The sequence below is a fragment of the Streptomyces sp. UH6 genome (assembly GCF_013421635.1).
In the GTDB taxonomy this organism is placed as follows: Bacteria; Actinomycetota; Actinomycetes; order Streptomycetales; family Streptomycetaceae; genus Streptomyces; species Streptomyces abyssomicinicus.
Genome location: NZ_JACADT010000002.1, coordinates 40312 through 64934, shown reverse-complemented (window position 1 = coordinate 64934; position 24623 = coordinate 40312). Strand labels below are relative to the sequence as shown.

Sequence of the window (24623 nt, the reverse complement as noted above, 5' to 3'; positions counted from 1 at the left end):
GGCGTGGGTTCGCGCTGCTGGGCGCGATGACCACCGGCGGTGCCCCTCGGGCCCGGTGACACCCGTCCGCCCAGGGGCCGTCTCCTGGGCAGGCGCCGCCCGCACGGTGGAACACGCCCGCACGGTGGAACAGCGCCACGGCAGGGCGGCGCGACCCGTTGGACGGGGCCGGGCGGGCCATGGAGGGGGCCGGACGGACCCGTGGGCGGGGCTCAGTCGGACCGGGTGGCGGCGCGGGCCTCGGCCTCGCGTCCGGGGGCGAGCAGGCTGCGGCGGTGGCCGTAGGCGAAGTAGACGACGACCCCGAGCGCCATCCACACCCCGAAGCGGATCCACGTCTCCGCCGGCAGGTTGAGCATCAGCCACAGCGACGCCAGCACCGACACGACGGGCAGCACCGGCACCCACGGCGTCCGGAACGCCCGCGGCAGATCCGGCCGCGTCCGCCGCAGGATGATCACACTGAGCGCGACGACCATGAAGGCGAAGAGCGTGCCGATGTTGACCAGCTCCGCGAGTTCCGCGAGCCGCGTGAAGCCGGCCACGACCGCGATGATCACGCCGAGCAGGATGGTCGGGCGGTAGGGCGTCTTGAAGCGGGGGTGGACGTGGGAGAAGAAGCGCGGCAGCAGCCCGTCGCGGCTCATCGCGAAGAAGACCCGGGTCTGGCCGAGCAGCAGGATCATGCAGACGGTGATGAGACCGACCGCCGCGCCGAAGCTGATCACGCCGGCGAAGAAGGGGTGCCCGGTGGCCTTGAACGCCTCGGCGAGCGGGGCGTCGACGGACAGCCGGGTGTAGTGCTGCATGCCGGTGACCACGATGGACACCAGCACGTAGAGGGCGGTGCAGATGGCGAGGGAGCTCAGGATGCCCCGCGGCATGTCGCGCTGGGGGTTGCGGGTCTCCTCGGCCGCGGTGGCGACCACGTCGAAGCCGATGAACGCGAAGAAGACCACCGACGCGGCGGTGAAGATGCCGAGGACGCCGAAGTTGGAGGGGGCGAACCCGAAGATCAGCTGGATCAGCGGCGCGTGCAGGCCGCCGCCCGCCTCCTGGGGGACGGAGGCGGGGATGAAGGGCTTGTAGTTCTCGGCCTTCACCAGGAAGGCGCCGGCGACGATCACCAGCAGCACCACCCCCACCTTGATCGCGACGACCACCGAGGTGATCCGGGCGGAGAGCTTCATGCCCACGACCAGGACCACGGTGAGCAGCAGCACCAGCAGCGCCGCGAGGAGGTCGAAGCCGAAGCCCGACGCGCCGTCCCGCCCGGAGAGCACCTCCGGCAGCGTCCAGCCGATGTTCTCGAGCAGGGAGCGGATGTAGCCGGACCAGCCGACCGCGACCACGGCCGTGCCGAGCGCGAACTCCAGGACCAGGTCCCAGCCGATGATCCAGGCGGGCAGCTCGCCCAGGGAGGTGTAGGAGAAGGTGTAGGCCGACCCCGCGACCGGGACGGTGGAGGCGAACTCCGCGTAGCACAGGGCCGCCAGGGCGCAGACGACCCCGGCCACCGCGAAGGCGATCGCCACCGAGGGGCCCGCGTTCTCCTTGGCGACCTGCCCGGTGAGGACGAAGATGCCGGTGCCGATGACCACGCCGACGCCGAAGACGGTGAGGTCGAGGGCGGAGAGCGTCTTCCTCAGCCGGTGTTCCGACTGCTCGGCGCTGTCGAGCGAATGCTCGACCTTCTTCGTCCTGAAGACGCTCCTGCTGCTCACGGATTTCCTCCCTTGGGTCCCCGACACGGTCGAGAGGGTGTTATCCGCTTTCCCCGGCAGTGGTGCGTCAGACGGCCGGGCCCGTCCGGTCACCGGGATGAGCGAACGCCGTGACGGAACCGGCCCAGTCGCTCTGCGGGACCGGCCCGGAGATGCCAGGACCCGGCGGGAAGCGCCCGCCGGGTCCTGGTGGGAGGGTCAGCTCCGGGGGTCAGCTCCGGCGGGAGCCCGCCTTGGCCGGGGCGGACTCGAAGCCGTCGCGGCCGTCGAGCCGGGAGACCAGTCCGGTGACCTGGCGGGCGATGTCCGGGGCGGTGAGCCCGATCTCCGCGAGGACCTCGGCACGGGAGGCGTGGTCCAGGAACTGCGGCGGGATGCCGAAGTCGCGCAGCGGGACGTCCACGCCCGCGTCGCGCAGCGCCTGGGCGACCGCCGAGCCGACGCCGCCGGCCCGCGAGTTGTCCTCGACGGTGACGACGACCCGGTGCCGGGCCGCCAGCGGCGCCATCTGCTCGTCCACCGGCTTGACCCAGCGCGGGTCGACGACGGTGGTGGAGATGCCCTGCTTCTCCAGCAGGGAGGCGATCTCCAGGCACATCGGGGCGAGCGCGCCCACCGACACCAGCAGCACGTCGGGCTGCTCGGTGCCGGCCTCGCGGAGCACGTCCATCCCGCCGACCCGGCCCACGGCCGGCACGGCGGGCCCGACGGCGCCCTTGGAGAAGCGGACCACGGTGGGCGCGTCGTCGACCTCGACGGCCTCCCGGAGCTGGGCGCGCACCTGCTCCGCGTCGCGCGGGGCGGCGAGCCTCAGACCGGGGACGACCTGGAGGATCGACATGTCCCACATGCCGTTGTGGGAGGCGCCGTCGGTGCCGGTGACGCCGGCCCGGTCCAGGACGAAGGTCACTCCGCACCGGTGCAGCGCGACATCCATCAGGACCTGGTCGAAGGCGCGGTTGAGGAAGGTCGCGTAGACCGCGAAGACGGGGTGCAGGCCGCCGGTGGCCAGACCGGCCGCGGAGACCGCGCCGTGCTGCTCGGCGATGCCGACGTCGAAGACGCGCTCGGGAAAGACCTTGGCGAACCTGTCGAGGCCGACCGGCTGGAGCATCGCGGCGGTGATGGCGACGATGTCGCCGCGCTCCTCGCCGAGCTTGACCATCTCGTCGCCGAAGACGGAGGTCCAGTCGGCGCCGGCGGTGGCGACCGGCAGGCCGGTGTCCGGGTGGATCTTGCCGACCGCGTGGAAGCGGTCCGCCTCGTCCTCCAGCGCCGGGCGGTAGCCGCGGCCCTTCTCGGTGAGGCAGTGCACGATGACCGGGCCGTTGAACCGCTTGGCGCGCGAGAGCGCGGACTCCAGGGCCTCGATGTCGTGCCCGTCGATCGGGCCGACGTACTTCAGGCCCAGGTCCTCGAACATGCCCTGCGGCGCGATGAAGTCCTTGAGGCCCTTCTTCGCGCCGTGCAGCGTGTCGTAGAGGGGGCGGCCGACCACCGGGGTCCGCTCCAGGACCTCCTTGGTACGGGCGAGGAAGCGCTCGTAGCCGTCGGTGGTGCGCAGGGTGGCCAGGTGGTTGGCGAGGCCGCCGATGGTGGGGGCGTAGGAACGCTCGTTGTCGTTCACCACGATCACCAGCGGGCGGTCCTTGGCGGCCGCGATGTTGTTGAGCGCCTCCCAGGCCATGCCGCCGGTGAGGGCTCCGTCGCCGATGACGGCGACGACGTGGTCGTCCTTCTTCAGGATCTCGTTGGCCTTGGCGAGGCCGTCCGCCCAGCCGAGGACCGTCGAGGCGTGCGAGTTCTCGATGACGTCGTGCTCGGACTCGGCCTGCGAGGGGTAGCCGGAGAGGCCGCCCTTCATCTTCAGCTTCGAGAAGTCCTGCCGGCCGGTGAGCAGCTTGTGCACGTAGGACTGGTGACCGGTGTCCCAGAGGATCTTGTCCTGCGGCGACTCGAACACCCGGTGCAGAGCGATGGTGAGCTCCACCACGCCGAGGTTGGGGCCGAGGTGGCCGCCGGTCTTGGAGACCGCGTCGACGAGGAAGGTCCGGATCTCCTCCGCCAGCTGGTCAAGCTGCGCCGGGGTGAGCCGGTCCAGATCGCGCGGTCCCCTGATGCGGGTCAGCAGCGGCACCCGTGCCTCCTTGCAGTAGAGCTGTTGAGCGTTGCAGGGCCTGTCGAGTCTAATGTTCCGCTCCGCGTCCCGCAGGACGGCCCTGTGCGTCCCGGTGTCTGAACGTCCGGGCGGGGGGAGCGGTTCCCCGGTGGTACGCCCGTTCGGGTGGTTCCGCCGCCCGGGTGAGCCGGGGCCGAAGTCCTGGCCGGAGCTCCTGACCGAAGCCGGCCGAACCCGGAGCCGAAGGCTTGGCCAGGGCCGGAGCCGACCCAAACCCCGGAGCCGAATGCCGGGCCGGAGGGCCTGGCCGAGCCCGGAGCCGAAGGCCGGAGCCGCGAAGGCTTGGCCGGGGCCGATGCCAGGGCCGGAGCCGGCCGAGACCCTGGAGCCGAAGGCCGACAGCCGGGTCCGGAGCCCGAAGCCGAAGCAGATAGCCAGGGCAGGAGCCGAAGGCCGAAGCTGAGGGCCGAGTCCAAAAGCCAGGGCCGGAGCCCGACGCCGAAGCCGGGGCCGATGGCAGGGTCCGAAGGCCGGATCCCGAAGCCGGGACTGGAGCCCGCAGCCGAGGACCGAAACCCGAACCCAGGACCAGCTGCCCGCAGCCGAACCCGGGGCCAGGGCCGGAGCTCGGAGCCGAAGCCCGCAGCCGAAGCCGGGGCCGAAACTCCTGGCCGGAGCCCGCAGCCGAGAACCGAAACCCGAACCCAGGACCGGCTGCTCACAGCCGAAGCCGCAGCCAGGGCCAGCCCGAGAACCGACCGCCGGAGCCGGAGCCGAAGCTCCTGGCCGGAGCCAGGGCCGGAGCCCGGAGTCGAAGCCGGGGCCAGGGGCGGAGCCCGGGGCCGAAGCTCCTGACCGGAGCCGAAGGCCGGAGCCCGGAGCCGAAGCTTCTGGCCGGAGCCAGGGCCGGAGGCCGGGCCGGAGGCCGGGCCGGAGCCCGAGAACCGACCGCCGGAGCCAGGGCCGAAGCTCCTGACCGGAGCCGAAGGCCGGAGCCCAGGGCCGGAGCGCCTGGCCGGAGCCAGGGCCGGAGGCCGACCGGGGCCAGGGCCGGAGCCGGGGCCTCGCCCCGGGAAAAGCAGGGTGCCCGGCATCGCGAGGATGCCGGGCACCGCGGGCTGGGTGGGCGTTACGCCCGGCCCGCCGCCTTCTGGCTCCGCCGGGAGACGGAGTCGATGACGACCGCGCCGAGCAGCACGGCGCCGGTGATCATGTACTGGATCGACGCCTCCATGTTCAGCAGGCTCAGGCCGGTGCTGATCGACTGGATGACGAGCATGCCCAGCAGGGCCGACCACACGGTGCCCCGGCCGCCGAAGAGGCTGGTGCCGCCGATGACCGCCGCGGCGATCGCCAGCATCAGGGTGTTGCCGCCGCCCGCCAGCATGGTGGCGCTGGAGGTCTGGCCGGCGAAGAACATGCCGCCGAGGGCCGCGAAGCCGCCGGCGATGGCGAAGACGGTGATGCGGACCAGCTCGACGTTGATGCCCGCGCGGCGGGCCGCCTCGACGCCGCCGCCGACCGCGAAGACCTTGCGGCCGAACGAGGTGCGGCGCAGGACGAAGTCGATGATCACCAGGCAGACCAGGAAGATCACCAGCGCGTTGGGCACGCCCGCGGAGTTGTTGAACATGACCGCGGCGGCGAAGGCGACCACCGCGAGGGCGACGACGCGCAGCACGATCTCGCTGGTCGGGCGGAACGGGACGCCGGCCGCGCGGCGGCGGCGCTGGTCCATGAAGGAGCCGACGAGCAGCGACAGGACGGCGAGTCCGGCCAGCAGGTAGGCGCCGACGATGTCCTGGTCCAGCAGGAACGACGACTTGCCGAGCAGGCTGACCGGGCCGTCGTCGGAGGGGATGTTGATGGTGCCGCTCGAGCCGAGCAGCCACAGCATCAGGCCGTTCCAGCCGAGGAAGCCGGCCAGGGTGACGACGAAGGCGGGCACGCCGATCCTGGCGAAGAACCAGCCGTGCAGCGCGCCGATGGCGACACCGGTGACGATGGTGAGCAGCAGGGCCAGCCAGGCGTTCATGCCGTGCTTGGTGACCACGACGGCGAACACGGCGGAGGCCAGGCCACTGACCGAGCCGACGGAGAGGTCGATCTCGCCGAGCAGCAGCACGAAGACCAGGCCGATGGCGAGCATGCCGGTGGCGGCCATGTAGTAGCCGATGTTCGACAGGTTGTCGGCGCTCAGGAAGCGGTCGTTGTTGAGCTGGAAGACCGTCGCGATGACGATCAGGCCGACGACGACCGGGATGGAGCCCAGCTCACCGCCCTTGACCTTGCGCTTGAACTCCGTGATGTAGCCCTTGAAGCCCTCTTCGCGCACCAGCAGGCGGGGGTCGACGGCGGGGGCCGCCACCGCCGCGGCGGTGGGGTCCTCGGCAGCGGCCGGGACGGTGCCCTTGGGGGTGGGGGTCTTGGTCGTGTCGCTCACTTTGCCGCCTCCGTGGTGCGACGCTCCGCGCGACGGGTCACGGCGTTGTCCGTGGCACCCGTGATGGCGGCGATGATCTCTTCGTGGCTGGTGTCCTTCACCGGGAAGGTGCCGTTGTTCTTGCCCAGGCGCAGCACGGCGACGGTGTCCGCCACCGCCTTGACGTCGGCCATGTTGTGGCTGATGAGGATGACGCCGAGGCCGCGCTCGCGCAGCCGCTCGACCAGGTCGAGGACCTGGGCGGTCTGCTCGACGCCGAGGGCCGCGGTGGGCTCGTCCAGGATGACGATCTTGGGGTCGCCGATCAGGGCGCGCGCGATGGCGACGACCTGACGCTGACCGCCGGAGAGGCCGGCGATCGGGATGCGGACGCTGGGGATGCGGATGGACAGCGTGCTCAGCAGCTCGCGGGCCTTCTGCTCCATGGTGACCTCGTCGAGGACGCCGCGGCGGCGCAGCTCCCGGCCGAGGTAGAGGTTGCCGACGACGTCCAGGTTGTCGCACAGGGCGAGGTCCTGGTAGACGGTCGCGACGCCGAGCTCCTGGGCGTCGTGCGGCTTGCTGATCGAGACCGGCCTGCCCTCCCACTCGACGACGCCTTCGTCGATGGGGTGGACGCCGGCGATCGCCTTGACCAGCGTGGACTTTCCGGCGCCGTTGTCGCCGACCAGTGCGACGACCTCTCCGGCGTGGACCTCCAGGTGGACGTCGGTGAGGGCCTGGACCGCACCGAATCGCTTGGAGGCTCCGCGCAACGCCAGCACGGGCGTAGCGGACACGTGAATCATCTCCTTCGCCGCCTGACCGGCGGGGATGCCGCGTCCTGCGGACAGGACGCGGAGGGGCGCGCGAAAGCGCGGGTTTGCGGGGGGAGTGGGTGCGCGCTCTCGCGGAGCGCGGACGGTGGTGCCCCCGTACCGGCCGCTGCCCCGAGCCGTCCCTCGGTGGGGACAGGACGGGGCAAAGGCCGGGCGGGGGGCGGCGGGATCCGCGGTTCGGCTCGTCCCGCCGCCGGGCCGGCCGCCCCGTCGGGCGGGCCGGCCGAAGCCGCTTACTTGCTGATGCCGGCCTTCTCGCACGCCTTGGCGAACTCGCCGGCGCAGATCTCCTCGACCGTGTACAGACCGTCCTTGACGACGGTGTCCGCGATGTTCTTCTGGGTCACGGAGACCGGGGCCAGCAGCTGCGCGGGAACCTTGTCGCCGGAGCCGCTGGTGACCTCCTGGGAGGCGGCGGCCTTGACGTCCTCACCGTTCAGCAGCTTGACGGCAAGCTCGGCGGCGGCCTCGGCCTGCGGCTTGAACGCCTTGTAGACGGTGGCGTACTGGGTGCCGGCGACGATGCGCTGGATGGCCGCGAGCTCCGCGTCCTGACCGGTCAGCGGGATGTCGCCGAGGCCCTCGCCCTTGAGGACGTTGGCGATGCCACCGGCCATGCCGTCGTTGGCGGAGTAGACGCCGGCGATGTTCTTCTTGCCGAGCTGGGTGATGGCGGCGGACATCTTCTCCGCGGCGACCGTGTCCTTCCAGAGGCCGGTCTGCTCGTAGGCGATGTCGACCTTGCCGTCCAGGGCGCCGTGGGCGCCCTTCTTGAACTGGGCGGCGTTCGGGTCGGCGTCGTCACCGTTGATCATGACGATCTTCGACTTCGGGGTCGCCTTGTCGCCCAGACCCTCGAGGAGGGCCTCACCCTGGAGCTGGCCGACCTTCTCGTTGTCGAAGGAGACGTAGGCGGACACCGGGCCCTGGGCGAGGCGGTCGTACGCGATGACCTTGACGCCCTTGGACTCGGCCTCCTCCACGGAGGACTTGATGGCCGCGGAGTCCTGGGCGCTGACCACGATCACCTTGACACCCTTGGTGATCATGTCGCTGACCTGCTGGGCCTGCTTGTTCGGGTCGGCGCCGGCGTTCGCGTACTCGACGGTGCAGTCGGAGCAGAGCTCCTTGACCTTGTCCTCGAAGTAGGGCTTGTCGAACTTCTCGTACCGGGCGGTGACAGTGTCGGGCAGCAGCAGGCCGATGGACTTGCCACCCTTGTCGGCGGAACCGCCCTCGTCCTTGGCGTCGTCGCCCGCCTTGCCACAGGCGGCCATGGACAGAGCCATAGAAACAGCAGCAGCGCCGATGACGACGCTACGAATCTTGGCGTTCATAAGAGGAGTGCCTCCCTGACGCGGCCGCACCGTCGCGGCCGAGGTAAGTGACCGAAGTCAACTCGAAATCGATGTTTGACGTCAAGAAGTGAATACTTAACGGTCTGGCAACGACGTGCTGTGTTCTCTAAGTGAACGAGTTAGGTACGGAGCGTAGCGGCGTGCCCCCGAGCAGGGAGGCGTCGCCCACCTCGTTCAGCGCGAGGGCCAGCGCCCCCAGCACCTCGGCCCGGCCGCCCAGTCCGCCCGGCACGACGGAGAGTTGGCGGGCGGCGCTCGGGATCGCGTACCGTCCCACCGACTCCCGGATCGGACCCAGCATCAGCTCCCCCGCCTCCGCGAGGTCACCGCCGATGACGATCCGTCCGGGGTTGAGGAGGTTGCACAGGTTGGCCACCCCGCTGCCCACGTGGCGCCCGATGTCGCCGATCATCCGCCGGCACCCCGGATCGCCCTCCTTGGCCAGGCGCACCATGGCCTCCATGGTGAGTTCCGTGCCGTGGGTCGGCTGGAGCAGCGGCAGCACGTAGCGGGCCGCGGTGAAGGTCTCCAGACAACCGCGGTTGCCGCAGCGGCAGACCGGTCCGGACTCGTCGAGGGTGATGTGCCCGATCTCGCCCGCCGTGCCGCCCGGGCCGCGGTAGATCTTGCCGTCGATCACCAGGCCGGCGCCGACGCCGCTGGCCACCTTGATGTAGGCCAGGTCCTTGACCCCGCGGCCGCTCCCCCAGGTCAGTTCACCGAGGGCGCCGAGGTTGGCATCGTTGTCCACGTGGACCGGGACGCCCAGTCTGGCTTCCAGCTCCTCGGCCGGGCGGGTGCCGCGCCAGCCGGGCAGGATGGCCGTGGAGCCCAGGGTGCCGGATTCCAGGTCGATCGGGCCGGGCACTCCCAGACCGACACCGGCGATCTTGTCGCGGTCGGCGCCGACACTGTCGATCAGGCGCCTGACCAGCTGCTCGGCCCGGTCGAAGCCCTGTGCGGCGGAGACGTCGACGTCCAGCGGCTCGGTCTGCTCGGCCAGCACCTGGTGGGCCAGGTTGCCCAGCGCCACCCGCAGATGCGTGTGGCCGAAGTCGATGCCGACCACGATCCCGGCGTCCCCGCTGAGCGAGACGGAGCGGGCGCGGCGGCCGCCGGCCGAGGTGGGGGTCACCTCGACCATCCCGGCATCCTTCAGTTCCCGCACGATGTTCGAGACGGTCGCGGCCGACAGACCGGTGGTCCGGGCGATTTCCGCCTGGGTCAGGGATCCGGCGAGTCGTACCGCTCTGACCACTCTCTCCAGGTTTGCCCGGTGCAGTGACGACTGCGACCCTGGAGTCTCCACGACGACCTCCCGCACGGGGCCGCTCCGGCGAGGCCCCGCCTTGTCCAACAAGTGAAGTCCAAGCTGACCGGTTCCCTCACCGTTGCGTCAAGAGGTGGAACCGGATCGTTGAACGGGAGGAGAACGCCGGGCGTCTGCTTCGGTCCGCTTCGGCCTACTTCAGGGCCCCGGCGGTGAGCCCCTGGACCACCTGCCGCTGGAAGACGATGTACGCGCCGAGCACCGGCAGCATCGCCAGCACCAGGCCCGCGAAGAGCGCGCCCCAGTCGCTCTTGTAGCCTGCGACCGCCGTCATCTGCACCAGGCCCTGGGTGAGCACCTTCTGCTCCGGGTCGGTGCTGAGCACCGTCGGCAGCATGTACTGGTTCCACTGGCCCAGGAAGTTGAAGATGCCGACGCTGATCAGGCCGGGCTTCGCCATGGGCAGCATCACCTGGAAGAAGGTCCGGGTGTGCGAGGCCCCGTCGACGAAGGCGGCCTCCGCGATCGAGGTGGGCAGCGTGCGGAAGAAGGACGTGAGGAAGAAGACGGTGAACGGCAGCGAGTAGGCGATGTAGACCAGGATCAGCCCGTGGGTGGTGTTCAGCAGGCCGATGTTGTTCACCACGTAGAACAGCGGCACCAGGGCGAGCATCACCGGGAAGCTCATGCCGCCGACGAACAGGAAGTAGACGAACCGGTTGCCCGGGAAGTCGAACCGGGCCAGCACGTACGCCGCCATGGAGCCCAGCACCAGCGTGCCGACGAGCGACCCGCCGACCACCACCACGGTGTTGAAGAAGTACTCGCCGATCTGCGCCTCGGTCCAGGCCCGGGAGAAGTTGTCGAAGTGCAGGCTGTCCGGCAGCGACCACGGCGAGGTGAGGATCGACCGGTTGTCCTTGAAGGCGGTCATCACGGCCCACAGCAGCGGCAGGGTCACCATGATCGCCCAGATGACCAGCACGCCGTGCGAGAAGACGTTGAGGACCTTGCCCTCGCCCTGCCTGGTCCGGCGCGCGGGACGCTCCGGACGCTCCGAGGTGCGGCTGGTCAGGACGGAGGGGCCGGACAGGACGGCGTCGTCGCCGGGCGGCGGGGTGTTGGTCTTCATCTCTCAGTACTCCAGCCGCTCGCGGCGTCCCAGTCGCATCACGAGGGCGGCGAACGCCAGCGTGACGACGAGCAGGGCGACGCCGATGGTGGTCGCGTAGGCGGCCTGACCGTCACGGAACGCCTTCTGGTACACGTACAGGACCATGACGGTGGTCGAGTAGTCGGGGCCGCCGGGGCCGACGGTCATGATCTGCACCACGGCGAACGACTCGGCGCCCAGGGCCAGGATGCCCATGTAGACCCAGCCGGACTGCACGGTGTCCCAGAGCAGCGGCACGGTCACCTTGAAGAAGGTGGTGAACCGCCCGGCGCCGTCCAGCAGCGCGGCCTCGTAGAGCTCCGCGGGGATCGAGGCCATGCCGGCCGAGAAGAGCACCACGAAGAAGCCGACCGTCGCCCAGACGACCACGGCCATCACGCACCACAGCGCGAGGTCCGGGTCGCCCAGCCACAGCGGCTGCACGCTCCCGAGGCCGATCGCGTCGAGCGCGGAGTTGATCGCGCCGCTCTTCGGGTTGTAGATGTACTGGAAGAGCAGGGCGATGATGACGATCGACAGCACCTGCGGGAAGAAGTAGACGATCTTGTAGGTCGACGATCCGCGGACGCCGGTGACCGCCGGCCCGCCGCGCCGTTTGCGCCCGCCGACGTTGACCATGAAGGCCAGGAACAGCGCCAGGCCGATGGTCACCAACGGCACCAGCACCGCGAAGAGCACGCTGTGCCAGAGCGACTTCCAGAAGACGTCGTCCTCGACCATCCGGGTGTAGTTGTCGATCCCCACCATCGAGAACTCCGGGCTCAGCCCGGACCAGTCGGTGAAGGAGTAGAAGATCGACTGGACGAACGGCCAGATCACGAAGATGGCGTACAACGCCAGGGGGGCCGTCAGGAACCCCACGATGAACCGGTACTTACCGTGCTGCATCCGCTGGTGACCCGATCTGTGCGGCGGTGGGTACGGCGGTGGAGGCCTCCGCCGGGCGCGGTCCGCCCGTCAGGTGACGGACCGCGCCCGGCGGGCGGGCTCACGCGTGCTTGTAGTGCTTGATGGAGTCGTCCTTGGCCGCCTCGTCGGCGTACCCCTGGATCTTCTTGATCGCCTCGGCCGGGGTGAGCCGGCCCGCCATCATCTCGCCGATGCCACCGGTGCCGATCTTCTCCTTCTGGAGGGCGACGTACCAGTCCTGGATGCGCGGGTTGAGGATGTTGTCGCCCGCCTTCTCCAGCGCGGCGACGCCCGACTTGAGGCCGGGGGTCAGCTCGATGCCGTCGGTGCCGCCGTTGAGCGCGGACAGCGACTTCACCTTGGAGGTGAAGTTCTTCGACGACTCCTCGCCGAGCATGATGCGCAGCTGCTCCATGCCGCCGGTCGGGTTCTTGGCCTTGGCCGGGACCACGAAGGGCTCGGCGCCGGACGCCCAGAGCGTGCCGAACGGCATCTTGTCCGAGCTGTCCAGGCCGGACGGGGCTCCTATCGACACCCCGAAGTCGGCCGGGATGACGTCCGCCGACTCGTTCTCCACCCACGAGCCGTTCGGAATGAACAGCGCCTTGCCCTCCGCCCAGGCGGCCTGCGACTGGGTGTGCGAGAGGCCCGGCGTGCCCTTGAGGATGTAGCCCTTCCTGTAGAGCTCGTAGTACGCCTCGAAGCAGGCCTTGACGGCCGGGTGCTTCCAGGCGTTGGGCTCCAGGTTGTCGATCGCCTTGAGCACGTCGGCGCCGCCGACCTTGCCGATCATCGCGTAGAGCGAGAAGGGGATGTAGTACGGGTACTGGCCCGGGTAGGTCCAGCCGGCGATGCCCTTCTTCTTCGCCTTCTCGCAGACCGCGAGCATGTCGTCCCAGGTCTCCGGGTACTCCGCCTCGAGGGAGTCCAGGGCCTTCTGGGAGTACCAGACGCCGTAGGTGGTGTACGCGTAGTACATGATGTACACCGGGTCGCCGTCGAACTGGCCCATCTCGACGATGCCGGGCCGCAGCGTGTCACGGACCTTCTTGGCCGGGTCGTCGTAGGACGGCGCGTCCAGCAGCGGGGTGAGGTCGGCGAGCTGCTTCTGGCCGACCAGGACGCCCATGTCCATCTGCTCGGCACCCGAGTTGTCGATCAGGTCCGGCGGGGTGCCGCCGTTGAAACGGGGCTGCAGGGTGGACTGGATCTTCAGGGTGGCCGTGAACTTCACCGTGGACTTCGGGAAGTTGGACTCGTAGATCTTGACGGCGTCCTCGCCGTACTCCTTGCCGAAGCCGCCGTTGAAGAGGACGAACTCCATCGGCGCGTCCGCGGCCACGCCCAGCGGGTTCTTCGCCGTCTTCGATCCCTGCGCCGGCTTCTCGGTGTCCTCCCCGCTGCCGCTGGCGCAGGCGGAGAGGAAGCCCGTGGCCGGCACGGCGGCCAGGCCCAGCGCGGCGGACCGCTTGATCAGGTCACGGCGCCCGACACCGTTGACCGCGCCGCTCGTGTTGGTGTTCTCGGCATCGGCGGAAGTGGATCCCATGCGCAAAGTCCTCGCCTTCTCCAGGACTCAGGCGGTGAACCGGAATCCTCCCCGGCACCGCGGTCGGTCTAGCTGGGTCGTGCAGGGGTGGTGCGGTGGTGCGGTGGTGCGAGAAACACATACAGCGTCAGCACCCCGGTGGGGGTGGACCGGACCCGCTTCGGTGTGTTGTCCTCCGCCGGTCCCTGACGATGCCCGACAGGTATAGTCCACTCTCCGCGCGTGGACAAGATCGTGCGCAGGGTTCGCGGCGGGTCTTTTCCTACTTGAGACCTCCGGCCGACCTGGGGGCCACCGGCGGATCAGGTTCCGCGGCGCGGGACGCCGGACGTCGCGGGGGCGCCGGGGCGCGTCGCCGCACCGGCCCACGGCACGGGCAGCCGCACGAACGACGGCCGGGCCGCGCCTTCCCGGAGGGAGGACGCGGCCCGGCCGGCCGGTGCGGGGGGATCTACTTGCGGATCAGGTTCCGCAGCACGTACTGCATGATGCCGCCGTTGCGGTAGTAGTCCGCCTCACCCGGGGTGTCGATGCGGACGACCGCGTCGAACTCGACACCGGTGTCGGTGGTGACCTTGACCGTCCGCGGCGTGGTGCCGTCGTTCAGCTCGGTGACGCCGGTGAAGGAGAAGGCCTCCTCACCGGTGAGGCCGAGGGACGCGGCCGACTGGCCCTCCGGGAACTGGAGCGGCAGGACGCCCATGCCGATGAGGTTCGAGCGGTGGATGCGCTCGTAGGACTCGGCGATGACGGCCTTGACGCCCAGGAGCGCGGTGCCCTTGGCCGCCCAGTCGCGGGAGGAGCCGGAGCCGTACTCCTTGCCGGCCAGGACGACCAGCGGGATGCCGGCGGCCTGGTAGTTCTGCGAGGCGTCGTAGATGAAGGCGACCGGGCCGCCCTCCTGCGTGAAGTCACGCGTGTAGCCGCCCTCGGTGCCCGGCGCGATCTGGTTGCGCAGGCGGATGTTGGCGAACGTACCGCGGATCATGACCTCGTGGTTGCCTCGGCGCGAGCCGTAGGAGTTGAAGTCACGACGCTCCACACCGTGCTCGGTGAGGTACTTGCCGGCCGGGGTGTCGGCCTTGATGGCGCCGGCCGGGGAGATGTGGTCGGTGGTGACCGAGTCGCCCAGCTTGGCCAGGACACGCGCGCCGGTGATGTCCTCGACCGGCGTGGTCTCCATGGTCATGCCCTCGAAGTACGGGGGCTTGCGCACGTAGGTGGACTCGGTGTCCCACTCGAAGGTGTCGCCGGTCGGGACGGGCAGCGCCTGCCACTGGGCGTCGCCCGCGAAGACGTCCTGGTAGGACTTGGAGAACATGTCCTCGCCGATGGCGGAGGCCACGACCTCGTTGACCTCGGCCTCGGAGGGCCAGATGTCCTTGAGGAAGACCGGGTTGCCGTCCTGGTCGGTGCCCAGGGCGTCGGTGGTGATGTTCACCTTCATGGAGCCGGCGAGGGCGTACGCGACGACCAGCGGCGGGGACGCCAGGTAGTTCATCTTGACGTCCGGGTTGATCCGGCCCTCGAAGTTGCGGTTGCCGGAGAGGACCGAGGTGACCGCGAGGTCGTGCTCGTTGACCGCCTGGGAGACCTCGTCCGGCAGCGGGCCGGAGTTGCCGATGCAGGTGGTGCAGCCGTAGCCGACCAGGTTGAAGCCGACCTTGTCGAGGTAAGGGGTCAGGCCCGCCTTGTCGAAGTAGTCGGTGACGACCTTGGAGCCCGGGGCGAGGGTGGTCTTGACCCACGGCTTGCGGGTCAGGCCCTTCTCGACCGCCTTCTTGGCCACCAGCGCGGCGGCGACCATGACGTACGGGTTCGAGGTGTTGGTGCAGGAGGTGATCGCGGCGACGGTCACGGCGCCGTGGTCCAGCTCGTAGCTGGAGCCGTCGGGGGCGGTGACGGTGACCGGCTTCGACGGGGTGCCGTCCGGAATGGTGGACGGGGCGTCGGAGCCCGGGAAGGACTCCTTGCTGGCCTCGTACTCGTCGCTGACGTAGTTGAGGATGTCGCGGCCGAACTGCTCGGCGGCGTTCGCCAGGACGATGCGGTCCTGCGGGCGCTTCGGGCCGGCGATCGACGGGACCACGGTGGACAGGTCCAGCTCGAGCTTCTCGGAGAAGTCCGGCTCGGCGGACGGGTCCAGCCAGAGGCCCTGCTCCTTGGCGTACGCCTCGACCAGCGCGACCTGCTGCTCGCTGCGGCCGGTGAGCTTCAGGTAGTTCAGGGTCTCGTCGTCGATCGGGAAGATCGCGGCGGTGGAGCCGAACTCCGGCGACATGTTGCCGATGGTGGCGCGGTTGGCCAGCGAGGTGGCGGCGACGCCCTCGCCGTAGAACTCGACGAACTTGCCGACGACACCGTGGTGGCGCAGCATCTCGGTGATGGTGAGCACCAGGTCGGTGGCGGTGGTGCCGGGCCGCAGCTCGCCGGTCAGCTTGAAGCCGACGACGCGCGGGATCAGCATGGAGACCGGCTGGCCGAGCATGGCGGCCTCGGCCTCGATGCCGCCGACGCCCCAGCCGAGCACGCCGAGGCCGTTGACCATGGTGGTGTGCGAGTCGGTGCCGACCAGGGTGTCCGGGTAGGCCTGACCGTTGCGCACCATGACCGTGCGGGCCAGGTGCTCGATGTTCACCTGGTGGACGATGCCGGTGCCCGGCGGGACGACCTTGAACTCGTCGAACGCGGTCTGGCCCCAGCGCAGGAACTGGTAGCGCTCGCGGTTGCGGCCGTACTCCAGCTCGACGTTCTGGGCGAACGCCTCGTGGGTGCCGAACTTGTCGGCGATGACCGAGTGGTCGATGACCAGCTCGGCCGGGGCCAGCGGGTTGATCTTCGACGGGTCGCCGCCGAGCTCCTTCACGGCCTCGCGCATGGTGGCGAGGTCCACGACGCAGGGCACGCCGGTGAAGTCCTGCATGATCACGCGGGCCGGCGTGAACTGGATCTCCTGCGAGGGCTGGGCCTGCGAGTCCCAGTTGCCGAGCGCACGGATGTGGTCGGCGGTGATGTTCGCACCGTCCTCGGTGCGCAGCAGGTTCTCCAGCAGGACCTTGAGGCTGTACGGCAGGCGGGCCGAGCCCTCCACCTTGTCCAGCCGGAAGATCTCGTACGACTCGTCGCCCACCTGCAGCGTGCTGCGGGCGTCGAAGCTGTTCGCCGACACGACAGTCTCCTTCATTTATGTGCGCGTACCACCGCGCCGCATGGTGCCGCCACGCCGGTTTGGCGATCCGCCGGGGCAAGGCTAAGTTAGGTAAGCCTTACCGGAGCGGCAGCAGCGGCGTTCCTCCGACAGATATCTCGATGTCGAGATAACTCTAGTACATAGGGTCGGCCTGGTCATGCCCCGGCCCCGTTCAGCATGAGCCGTCACGGGCGAAGGAGCCATGCGAGGCCCGCCTCCGGGTATCCGCTCGGAGACAAGTCGAAAAGGCCCGTCCGCAGAACCGGCGAGAGGATCGCACCGTGCCGCTCACGTTCCGCAAGAGTTTCCGGATATTCCCCGGCGTCCGGCTCAACATCAACAAGAAGTCCTGGTCGCTCACCTTCGGCTCCGGCAACGGCCCGAAGCACACCTACAACTCCACCGGCCGCCGCACCACCTCCATGGACCTGCCCGGCCCGTTCGGCTACCGGAGCACCACCCGGCGCCGCTGATCCGGGCCCCGGTCACCCGGACGGCCGCGCCACCCCGCCCTCGAGATGCGTCATCTCATATCTGAGATAGCCTCAGTCACATGGCAGACGACTACCTCGTACGCATCGGCCGCCTCATCCGTGACGCACGACAGCATCGCGGCTGGTCACAGGCACAGCTGGCGGAAGCCCTGGGCACCAGCCAGAGCGCGATCAACCGGGTCGAGCGCGGCAACCAGAACATCAGCCTTGAGATGATCGCCCGCATCGGTGAGGCTCTCGACAGCGAGATCGTCTCCCTCGGCTATGCGGGCCCGATGCACCTCCGGGTGGTCGGCGGGCGCCGGCTCTCCGGCTCCATCGACGTCAAGACCAGCAAGAACGCCTGCGTGGCGCTGCTGTGCGCCTCGCTCCTCAACAAGGGCCGCACCACCCTGCGACGGGTGGCCCGGATCGAGGAGGTCTACCGCCTGCTGGAGGTTCTCAACTCCATCGGCGTACGGACCCGCTGGATCAACGACGGCGTGGACCTGGAGATCGTGCCGCCCGCCGAACTGGACATGGCCTCGATCGACGCGGACGCGGCCCGCCGCACCCGCTCGATCATCATGTTCCTCGGGCCGCTGCTGCACCGCCTGGGAGAGTTCAAGCTGCCCTACGCCGGCGGCTGCGACCTCGGCACCCGCACCATCGAGCCGCACATGATCGCGCTGCGCCGCTTCGGCCTCGACATCGCGGCCACCGAGGGCCTGTACCACGCCCAGGTGGACCGGACGATCACCCCGGGCCGCCCGATCGTGCTCACCGAGCGCGGCGACACGGTCACCGAGAACGCGCTGCTGGCCGCCGCCCGCCACGACGGCGTGACGGTCATCCGCAACGCCTCGTCGAACTACATGGTCCAGGACCTCTGCTTCTTCCTGGAGGCGCTGGGCGTCGAGGTCGAGGGCATCGGCACCACCACGCTCACCGTGCACGGCGTACCGGACATCGACGTGGACGTGGACTACTCGCCCTCCGAGGACCCGGTCGAGGCGATGAGCCTGCTGGCCGCGGCCGTGGTCACCGAGTCCGAGCTGACCGTCCGGCGGGTGCCGATCGAGTTCCTGGAGATCGAGCTGGCCGTCCTGGAGGAGATGGGCCTCGACCACGACCGCTCCCCCGAGTACAACGCCGACAACGGCCGTACCCGCCTGGTGGACCTCACCGTCAAGCCCTCCAAGCTCGAGGCGCCGATCGACAAGATCCACCCGATGCCGTTCCCCGGCCTGAACATCGACAACGTGCCGTTCTTCGCCGCCATCGCGGCCTCGGCGCAGGGCCAGACCCTGATCCACGACTGGGTCTACGACAACCGGGCCATCTACCTCACCGACCTCAACCGCCTCGGCGGCCGTCTCCAGCTCCTGGACCCGCACCGGGTCCTGGTCGACGGTCCCACCCGCTGGCGCGCGGCCGAGATGATGTGCCCGCCGGCGCTCCGGCCGGCCGTGGTCGTGCTGCTGGCCATGATGGCCGCGGAGGGCACCTCGGTGCTCCGCAACGTCTACGTCATCAACCGCGGCTACGAGGACCTCGCGGCGCGCCTCAACTCGGTGGGCGCCCAGATCGAGATCTTCCGCGACATTTGATACGACGATGCCGACGCACCCCGTCTGACCTGCTATTTAGCGGGTCAGGGAGGGGTGCGGCGGCATGTCTGGGACTTCTCTGGGACTTTGGGCCCCGCAGCGGGCTACGAGCCACGCTCCACGGGCTTAACCGACCGGCCACGGCCCCAGCTACGCGAAGATCGCGTCGATGGCGGCGCTGCCTCGCGCGCCGGCGCGAGGCAGGAAGTGGGAGTACTTCCGCAGCGTGAACCCGGGGTCGGAGTGCCCCAGCCAGCGTGCCAGGGAGACGATCGATTCGCCAGCCTCCAGTTCCTCGGAGGCGTAGAAGTGGCGCAGGGCGTGAAAGCCGTGCTCCCGGGACGGCTCCCACACGCGAGCACCGTCGGTGCTGCCCTCGTCCAGCGGGGCGATCACACCCGCCGTGGCCAGAGCGGGCTTCCACACGTAGGAGTTGAAGTAGTTCCGGTTGATGGCCTTCCGCTCGCGTCCCGTCACCAGGAGGTTGTAGGTCCTCGGCCGCCGATGCTTGGCCTCCACCGACGTCTCGGCCGGAGTCGGGTCGTCCCAGGGCAGTGTGACCGGCACCGGCGCGAATTGCTCCGTGTGCTGCCGGATGGCCTGGGCCACGCTTGACGGCAGCGGCACGTCCCGGACCTTGCGCCCCTTGGGAAGCGCGAAACACAGCTTCGCCCGCACCATCTTGACCTGCCGCCGGACGTGCACGACCTCCTTCTCGAAGTCAATGTCGTCCGCTGAAAGACCGAGGGCCTCCCCTTGGCGGAGACCGAGACCTGCTCCGATCACAAGGAGGAGCCGGTAGCGATCCGGCAGGGCTTCCCGTACGGCCAGGACCCGTTCGGGCGGCCACGCCTCGACCCTGCCGGGTGCGGCGGCCGGAGGGCCGACCGTGCTGGACCGGCATGGGTTGCGTCCGAGACGACGGTCCTCAACCGCGGCCTGGAGGACGCTGGAGAGCGTCGCCCAGACCAGACGGATCGAGGTCGGACCGAGGTCCTTCTCTAGCCGCTTCTTCCAATGGCGCAGGACTTCCGTACCGATGGCGTTGAGCGGCTGAGCACCCAGGTGGGGAACGATATGCCGCCGTACCCTCTGCTCGATCCGCTCGATCGTGGACGGGTCACCGCTCTGGGTGGGCCACCAGTGGGTCGCGATGTAATCCTTGAGGGAGATGGCCCCGTCGCGGGGATCGACGAACTCACCTCGGCGTGCATCGGTCTGGGCCTGGGCGAGCCAGGTCTTGGCGTCCTGAAGTGCCTCGAAGGAACGACCCTTGACGCCGGGGATGCCCTTGACGCGGTAGCGGGTGCACTTGCCGTACATGGCGGTGCGGTCGCGCTTGCCGGTCTTCAGGTTCGGGCGCTTCTTCAGCCAGCGGTCTTCTATGTAGCCGGCCAGATGGAACTCCTTGGTGATGGGGATGGAGGCAACGCGCTACGGCACCTGGGGTTTCAGGCGCCGAGGAAGCGGATCGACCGCTCCTGCAGAGGGGTGTTGAGCGGGTTGAGGACCGGGTTGGAGCGGGAGTCGGCCTGCTCCTGTTCACGGACCCAGGCGTCGAGCACTTCGAGCCGGTACATGACGCGACCGCGGGGTCCCATACGGAAGCTCGGGGGTCCCTGTCGACGGTGGCGCCAGACGTAGAGCGTGTGGGGTGAGAGGCCGAGATAGTCGGCGGCGTCCTTCACGGTCAGGAAGGCGGCGGAAGATATGGCACCTGAGGAAGCGGTAGCGGCAAGCGAAGGTCGTCCAGGCATCGGTGGTTCTCCGTGAAGTAGGGGGGTGTGAGCCCGGGTGGGCGGAAATCCAAGCCCGCCCACCCGTCGCCTTGTCATGTGGCGGGGAGGAAAGCGCAGACGATTCGCAACGCGGGACAGCGCTACGGACGGCGCACGGCGGTCGGGACCGGTTCACTCGACAGGTCAGGAAGGGCGAAGGCAGCTTCGAGCCGCTCCCAAGGGATTTCATCCGGTGTCGGCCTACGAAGGCAGTGCGTGAAGCGTTCGGCGAGGCGAGGAGCGCTCATTCCGGCCCACTCGGCCACCAGGAAGATGTGCGCCGCGCTCTGGTCACCGTTCTTCAGCCACGCCGCGATGCACACGTCACGCAGAGCGGAGATATTCCTGCCGAGCGACGAGTCGGCCTCGTGCGCTTCCAGAATCGCCGCCCGGGCTTGCTGCCCGATCTTCCGGTAGACCGGGGCGATCAGCGGTCGCCCATCGTCGACAACGAATATCGCGTCATCGGGGCGGAGATCGCGCCGGGTGATCTCCGCCTTCAGGAGCGCCACCAACTCCCGGCAGGCGGGAACACGCCGTCCGGCGCCCGCACGCTCCTAATCCGTCACGCGGCGCTCTTGTCCCTGAGGGTGCATCAGCAGCCCACCACTGCCATCAGCCGCAAGTGCCACGTTTCGGGCACGCAGCAGCAGGGCCTCCTTCGGCTGCAGCGCCGCTAGGACGATGGACTCCAGGAAGGCCCGCAGTACGAGACCCTTCTGCGGCTGCTCGGCAGCCCAGTCCAGCATCGAAAAGCACTGCCGATCGGTTAGACGAAACGTCTTTGCGTCAACAACTGCGGCCATGGGTGGACTCCTTGAGGTGAGGCGTGGGGGCAGACACGGCAGCCCGTGCACCGCCTGTGCAGCGCACGGCGACCGACCTCTCCAATAGTTCGAAGGATCGCCGGTTTGGGTAACCGGCGATCCCGTGCTATATTCCGCCGATTACGCAGGCGATCTTCCGTGAGCTGCTCTAGGTTCACTTGCTTCGCCGCGCAATTCCAGTGCCTTCCGGGCTCAATGCGTCTGCCGTGAGCGAATCGCCATGGTGACCCCGAAATCACTGACGCCCAGCCACCGATCGGTCGATCTGGACAAGCGAAAGCGCCTGCTCTGCTCTGGCGCTTTCTAAGCGCTTGGCCGCAGGTTCGAGTCCTGCCGGGGGCGCCATCTCCCGCCCTCCCTTCGGGAGGGTATCGCTGCAGGTCAGGCGGGGGTACACGTCGCAAGGAATCAACCGTCTGGTGGTGTCAAAGGAGTCCGAGTACTTCGGCCAGTGCGCTGGGACGCCGGTCCACGGGCAGAGGATCAACCAAGTGAACCCGACACCCCAGCGCGGTGGCGCCGACATCCGCTATGCGTTCGTCGCCCACCATGAGCGCGTCGCCGGGCGCCACCGCGAGTCTGTCGCACGCCATCTGGAAGATCCGGGCATCAGGCTTTTTCACCCCGCGCTCAAAGGAGAGGAAGTAGGCGTCCACGAGGTCATCGACACCGTGGTCACGGAAGACGGGACGGATGTCCTAGCCGATATTGCTCACGACGGCGACTGGGATGCCTCGCCCGCGCAGGGCATGGAGGGTTTCCCTGGTGTCGGGATACGGCTGCCACGCCCCGGACACTTGAGAACGGTCGTACAGGGCCTCAGCCAGGTCGGGCAACGGCGGCATGGCTTCCCGGGTGAGGGCCGTGAAGGCGGCCCGGTGTCGTTCGGCAGTCAGATCACGCTCGCGCCACAGTGCCTCCAGATGAGACGGCACTCGGCGCGGCGGCACCCCTCCTGGCTGAGCCCCGAACTCTTCCAGGCGGCCGGCGCACGCATCGAGTTCCTCGTCGGGCACAGCCAGACCGGCACTCGCCGTCACCACGTTCAGCGACTGCCCGGCCGATTCGATCCGGAAGAGTGTTCCAGAAAAGTCGAACATCACACCTTTGCGGCCACCCCTACGCCCAGCTCGCGGCCGGCTTTCGAGTCGGCACCACGACCGCCTACCGATACGTCGCCGAAGCCGTCGACCTCCTGGCCGCACTCGCCCCGACTCTCATGGAGGCCGCCCGTACGCGTTGTTGGGTCCACTGGTCTCACGCGGGGCGGGGACGGCAGGCGGCTCCTGACGCGTCGGCGCGGAGGCGCCCGGCCGTGCCCCGCCGGCGTCCCGCCTTGTTTCAGGGGACCGGGTCGTAGGTGATGTCACTGTCGGGGCAGGCGGCGGCCAGGGTGTTCAGTGCGTCGAGTTCACTCTGGTCGACGCCGAGGTCCCAGGTGAGCTTGATGGGCACCCAGTAGGTGAGGTAGCGGCAGCGGGCGGATTCGGCGGGCAGCCATTCGGCGACGTCCTGGTCGGCCTTCTGCCGGTTGGAGCGCTGGCTGACGGCTTCGAGGTGGCGGGGGTCGTCGAGGTAGTTGGCGTAGGCGATGCGCTTGTCGCGGGTCCACTGCTTGGCGCCGGAGTCCCAGGCTTCGGCGAGGGGGACGACGTGGTCGATGTCGGTGGCGGTGACGGTCTGGTCGTCGTACCAGGAGTACCAGGTCCCGCCGGTGAGGGTGCACCGGCCGGTGACGGCGGGCGGGGTGACGGCTTCCTCGAGGAGGACCTCGGCGCGGGTGCGGCAGCCGTCGCCGTCGGCGTCAATCCAGCCTGAGCCGAACTCGCGATCGCGGTCGTAGCCGGTGCGGTCCTCCTCGGCGACACGGAGCCGGCCGATCGCTTCCCGCAGCGCCAGCGTCACCGCCGCTACTGCCGTGGTGCGCGCAGGTCCGGCGGCTGCCGCCTGCGAGGTGTGCTCGAGGGGTGAGGCCGGGAGTGCCGCGGCGAGGGCGGCTACCGAAGCCGCCAGTGCCGTAAGGGTTGTTGCGACCGCGATCGCGGCGTGGCGGGCGAGGTGACGCATCGAAGGCTCCCGTTTGCTCGTGGGTGTGCACCTTCTGAGAGATAGCGGGGAGCCGGCTGGGGCTCTCCTGCGCAAGGGGTGTTCAAACCCCACCAAAGGGCGAGTCGGTGGTGACGGGATGCTGTCGGGCGTGCTGGTGGTGCGGCGGGGGGAGCACGAGCGGAATAAGTGCCTCCACATGAATGGCTACACCGAGTAAGTGAGGGGATACCTAGAGTGACGGACTGGTTCGAGTGGCTCGGCCACTTCCGGTCCGGACGCGGACTGCACCCGCCGACCGCCGCAGCCACCCCCCGACGGACATCGCTCAAGCCCGGGGGCGGTGGACCTCGCCGACGGTCTGCTCCAGCCGGCAGCCGCGCACCTCACCACAGAACAGGGAGCCAGCCATGACGGACATCACGAAGATCGTCGCGAAGATCTGGACCGCGGACGTCGCCGAGGCCCAGACGAAGGACAACTACGTCTACCTCGGCATCGCCGGACGCGAGTTCGTCCTCGACTCCACCGGCAGCGACTTCCGCCGCGCCCAGACTCAGGAATTCGTCTTCGGCGAGGACAGCAACGTCGAAGAGGCCGAGTGGAACGACCCCCGTACACCGCAGCTGACCACCGCGGACCTGGACCGCTACCCCGCCTACATCCGCTACACCGGCGGCGACGGCTGGTGCCTGGAGCGCGCGGTCATCACCGTCAACCCCGGCGCCGACGAGCACGTCTTCGACAACGAGGACCTCGCAGGCACCGCCGACAACCAGAGGATCTGGCTGCGCTCCGACTACGGCCAGACCCTCCACCTCCGCCGCACCGGCGGCACCCCCGACGAGGGATCCGGCGGCGTCTCCGGTGCCGGACCGCGCATCGTGTGGGGCAACGTCGACAAGGACGGCAACGTCCAGAGCGGCAGTGGCAACTTCCTCGCGGAGAAGGTGAGCAACGGCCGCTACAAGATCACCTTCCAGCGGCCGTTCCGCAACCTGCCGAGCGCCACCTCCAACCTCACCGACGACGGCTGGAACCTCCGCGACAACTCGCACATCGCCGTGCAGGAGAACGACCACATCATCATCACCACCGGTGACCAGGCCGGCGGCCTCAACTCCCGCCCCTTCAGCTTCCAGGTCATCGGCAACTGACCCGCCCACAACCGGCCGGCCCCGCACACCGGGAGCGTGCGGGGCCGGCCACCGCCTGACCGAGGACACCAGCACGCCTCTCCACCGCGCCCGATAGCCAGGCCCTCCCTGACGGCATGCCCGTCCCCGACGACGCCCGGCCCGCGCAGCGACGGTCGCGGCCTGCATCAGTTACCCG

Annotated in this window: 18 protein-coding genes and 2 pseudogenes; 4 read left to right on the top strand and 16 right to left on the bottom strand. The window is 69.3% G+C overall.

Features of this window, described 5'->3' with window-relative positions; genetic code table 11:
- Positions 1-212 precede the first annotated feature (212 nt).
- From HW445_RS00575 to acnA, 10 genes are all read right to left on the bottom strand, one after another.
- Complete coding sequence (locus tag HW445_RS00575) at positions 213-1724, bottom strand: amino acid permease (protein ID WP_180219029.1); 1512 nt, start codon at positions 1722-1724, stop codon at positions 213-215.
- 211 nt (positions 1725-1935) lie between these two features.
- Positions 1936-3861, bottom strand: a complete 1926-nt coding sequence (gene dxs, locus HW445_RS00570; protein WP_180219028.1) for a 1-deoxy-D-xylulose-5-phosphate synthase — start codon at positions 3859-3861, stop codon at positions 1936-1938.
- Positions 3862-4972: 1111 nt separating this feature from the next.
- Positions 4973-6286: a sugar ABC transporter permease gene (locus tag HW445_RS00565; RefSeq protein WP_180219027.1), complete on the bottom strand. Its 1314-nt coding sequence runs from the start codon at positions 6284-6286 to the stop codon at positions 4973-4975.
- Complete coding sequence (locus tag HW445_RS00560; RefSeq protein ID WP_151769734.1) at positions 6283-7074, bottom strand: ATP-binding cassette domain-containing protein; 792 nt, start codon at positions 7072-7074, stop codon at positions 6283-6285. Before HW445_RS00560 ends, HW445_RS00565 begins: the two co-directional genes overlap by 4 nt.
- A gap of 263 nt (positions 7075-7337) precedes the next feature.
- Entirely contained in the window at positions 7338-8441 is a 1104-nt protein-coding gene (locus HW445_RS00555) for a sugar ABC transporter substrate-binding protein (RefSeq protein WP_180219026.1), read from the bottom strand.
- Between the two features lie 127 nt (positions 8442-8568).
- Entirely contained in the window at positions 8569-9771 is a 1203-nt protein-coding gene (locus HW445_RS00550) for an ROK family transcriptional regulator (RefSeq protein ID WP_180219034.1), read from the bottom strand.
- 154 nt (positions 9772-9925) lie between these two features.
- On the bottom strand, positions 9926-10864 hold the full coding sequence (locus HW445_RS00545) for a carbohydrate ABC transporter permease (protein ID WP_180219025.1): 939 nt from the start codon (positions 10862-10864) through the stop codon (positions 9926-9928).
- 3 nt (positions 10865-10867) lie between these two features.
- Positions 10868-11794, bottom strand: coding sequence for a carbohydrate ABC transporter permease (locus HW445_RS00540; protein ID WP_180219024.1), 927 nt, complete (start codon positions 11792-11794; stop codon positions 10868-10870).
- Positions 11795-11894: 100 nt separating this feature from the next.
- Positions 11895-13364: an N-acetylglucosamine/diacetylchitobiose ABC transporter substrate-binding protein gene (ngcE, locus tag HW445_RS00535; protein ID WP_180219023.1), complete on the bottom strand. Its 1470-nt coding sequence runs from the start codon at positions 13362-13364 to the stop codon at positions 11895-11897.
- Between the two features lie 451 nt (positions 13365-13815).
- Complete coding sequence (gene acnA / locus HW445_RS00530) at positions 13816-16533, bottom strand: aconitate hydratase AcnA (protein WP_308798004.1); 2718 nt, start codon at positions 16531-16533, stop codon at positions 13816-13818.
- Positions 16534-16835: 302 nt separating this feature from the next.
- Here acnA and HW445_RS00525 point away from each other — a divergent pair, with 302 nt between their 5' ends.
- Positions 16836-17027 (top strand): DUF4236 domain-containing protein, encoded by a 192-nt coding sequence (locus HW445_RS00525; RefSeq protein ID WP_151769728.1) that lies wholly within the window; start codon positions 16836-16838, stop codon positions 17025-17027.
- Positions 17028-17107: 80 nt separating this feature from the next.
- Positions 17108-18637 carry a UDP-N-acetylglucosamine 1-carboxyvinyltransferase gene (locus HW445_RS00520; RefSeq protein WP_180219021.1) on the top strand — a complete coding sequence of 510 codons (1530 nt, stop codon included), beginning with the start codon at positions 17108-17110 and terminating at the stop codon, positions 18635-18637.
- A gap of 150 nt (positions 18638-18787) precedes the next feature.
- On the opposite strand, the gene HW445_RS00515 is transcribed toward HW445_RS00520, so the two are convergent.
- From HW445_RS00515 to HW445_RS00495, 5 genes and pseudogenes are all read right to left on the bottom strand, one after another.
- Positions 18788-20008 carry a site-specific integrase gene (locus tag HW445_RS00515; protein ID WP_180219033.1) on the bottom strand — a complete coding sequence of 407 codons (1221 nt, stop codon included), beginning with the start codon at positions 20006-20008 and terminating at the stop codon, positions 18788-18790.
- A gap of 80 nt (positions 20009-20088) precedes the next feature.
- Positions 20089-20394 carry an AlpA family transcriptional regulator gene (locus HW445_RS00510; protein WP_180219020.1) on the bottom strand — a complete coding sequence of 102 codons (306 nt, stop codon included), beginning with the start codon at positions 20392-20394 and terminating at the stop codon, positions 20089-20091.
- 122 nt (positions 20395-20516) lie between these two features.
- Positions 20517-20927, bottom strand: coding sequence for a hypothetical protein (locus HW445_RS00505; RefSeq protein WP_180219019.1), 411 nt, complete (start codon positions 20925-20927; stop codon positions 20517-20519).
- Between the two features lie 45 nt (positions 20928-20972).
- On the bottom strand, positions 20973-21221 hold the full coding sequence (locus HW445_RS00500; RefSeq protein WP_180219018.1) for a hypothetical protein: 249 nt from the start codon (positions 21219-21221) through the stop codon (positions 20973-20975).
- A gap of 446 nt (positions 21222-21667) precedes the next feature.
- Positions 21668-22342 (bottom strand): annotated as a pseudogene (locus HW445_RS00495) (HAD family hydrolase).
- An 11-nt stretch (positions 22343-22353) separates the two neighbouring features.
- Here HW445_RS00495 and HW445_RS00490 point away from each other — a divergent pair.
- Positions 22354-22476, top strand: a pseudogene (locus HW445_RS00490) (transposase family protein); the annotation flags it as partial.
- Positions 22477-22583: 107 nt separating this feature from the next.
- Here HW445_RS00490 and HW445_RS00485 read toward each other — a convergent pair.
- Complete coding sequence (locus tag HW445_RS00485; protein WP_180219017.1) at positions 22584-23309, bottom strand: HNH endonuclease family protein; 726 nt, start codon at positions 23307-23309, stop codon at positions 22584-22586.
- A gap of 389 nt (positions 23310-23698) precedes the next feature.
- On the opposite strand from HW445_RS00485, the gene HW445_RS00480 reads away from it, so the two are divergent.
- Positions 23699-24445, top strand: coding sequence for a hypothetical protein (locus HW445_RS00480; RefSeq protein WP_180219016.1), 747 nt, complete (start codon positions 23699-23701; stop codon positions 24443-24445).
- The last annotated feature ends 178 nt before the right edge of the window (positions 24446-24623 follow it).

What these genes read in the sequence shown, in the direction of transcription:
- HW445_RS00510 (WP_180219020.1), bottom strand. Translation starts at nt 20,394, where the DNA reads ATGCCTGGACGACCTTCGCTTGCCGCTACCGCTTCCTCAGGTGCCATA.
- HW445_RS00500 (WP_180219018.1), bottom strand. Translation starts at nt 21,221, where the DNA reads ATGGCCGCAGTTGTTGACGCAAAGACGTTTCGTCTAACCGATCGGCAG.
- HW445_RS00560 (WP_151769734.1), bottom strand. Translation starts at nt 7,074, where the DNA reads ATGATTCACGTGTCCGCTACGCCCGTGCTGGCGTTGCGCGGAGCCTCC.
- HW445_RS00485 (WP_180219017.1), bottom strand. Translation starts at nt 23,309, where the DNA reads ATGCGTCACCTCGCCCGCCACGCCGCGATCGCGGTCGCAACAACCCTT.
- ngcE (WP_180219023.1), bottom strand. Translation starts at nt 13,364, where the DNA reads ATGGGATCCACTTCCGCCGATGCCGAGAACACCAACACGAGCGGCGCG.
- HW445_RS00480 (WP_180219016.1), top strand. Translation starts at nt 23,699, where the DNA reads ATGACGGACATCACGAAGATCGTCGCGAAGATCTGGACCGCGGACGTC.
- HW445_RS00555 (WP_180219026.1), bottom strand. Translation starts at nt 8,441, where the DNA reads ATGAACGCCAAGATTCGTAGCGTCGTCATCGGCGCTGCTGCTGTTTCT.
- HW445_RS00520 (WP_180219021.1), top strand. Translation starts at nt 17,108, where the DNA reads ATGGCAGACGACTACCTCGTACGCATCGGCCGCCTCATCCGTGACGCA.
- HW445_RS00540 (WP_180219024.1), bottom strand. Translation starts at nt 11,794, where the DNA reads ATGCAGCACGGTAAGTACCGGTTCATCGTGGGGTTCCTGACGGCCCCC.
- HW445_RS00545 (WP_180219025.1), bottom strand. Translation starts at nt 10,864, where the DNA reads ATGAAGACCAACACCCCGCCGCCCGGCGACGACGCCGTCCTGTCCGGC.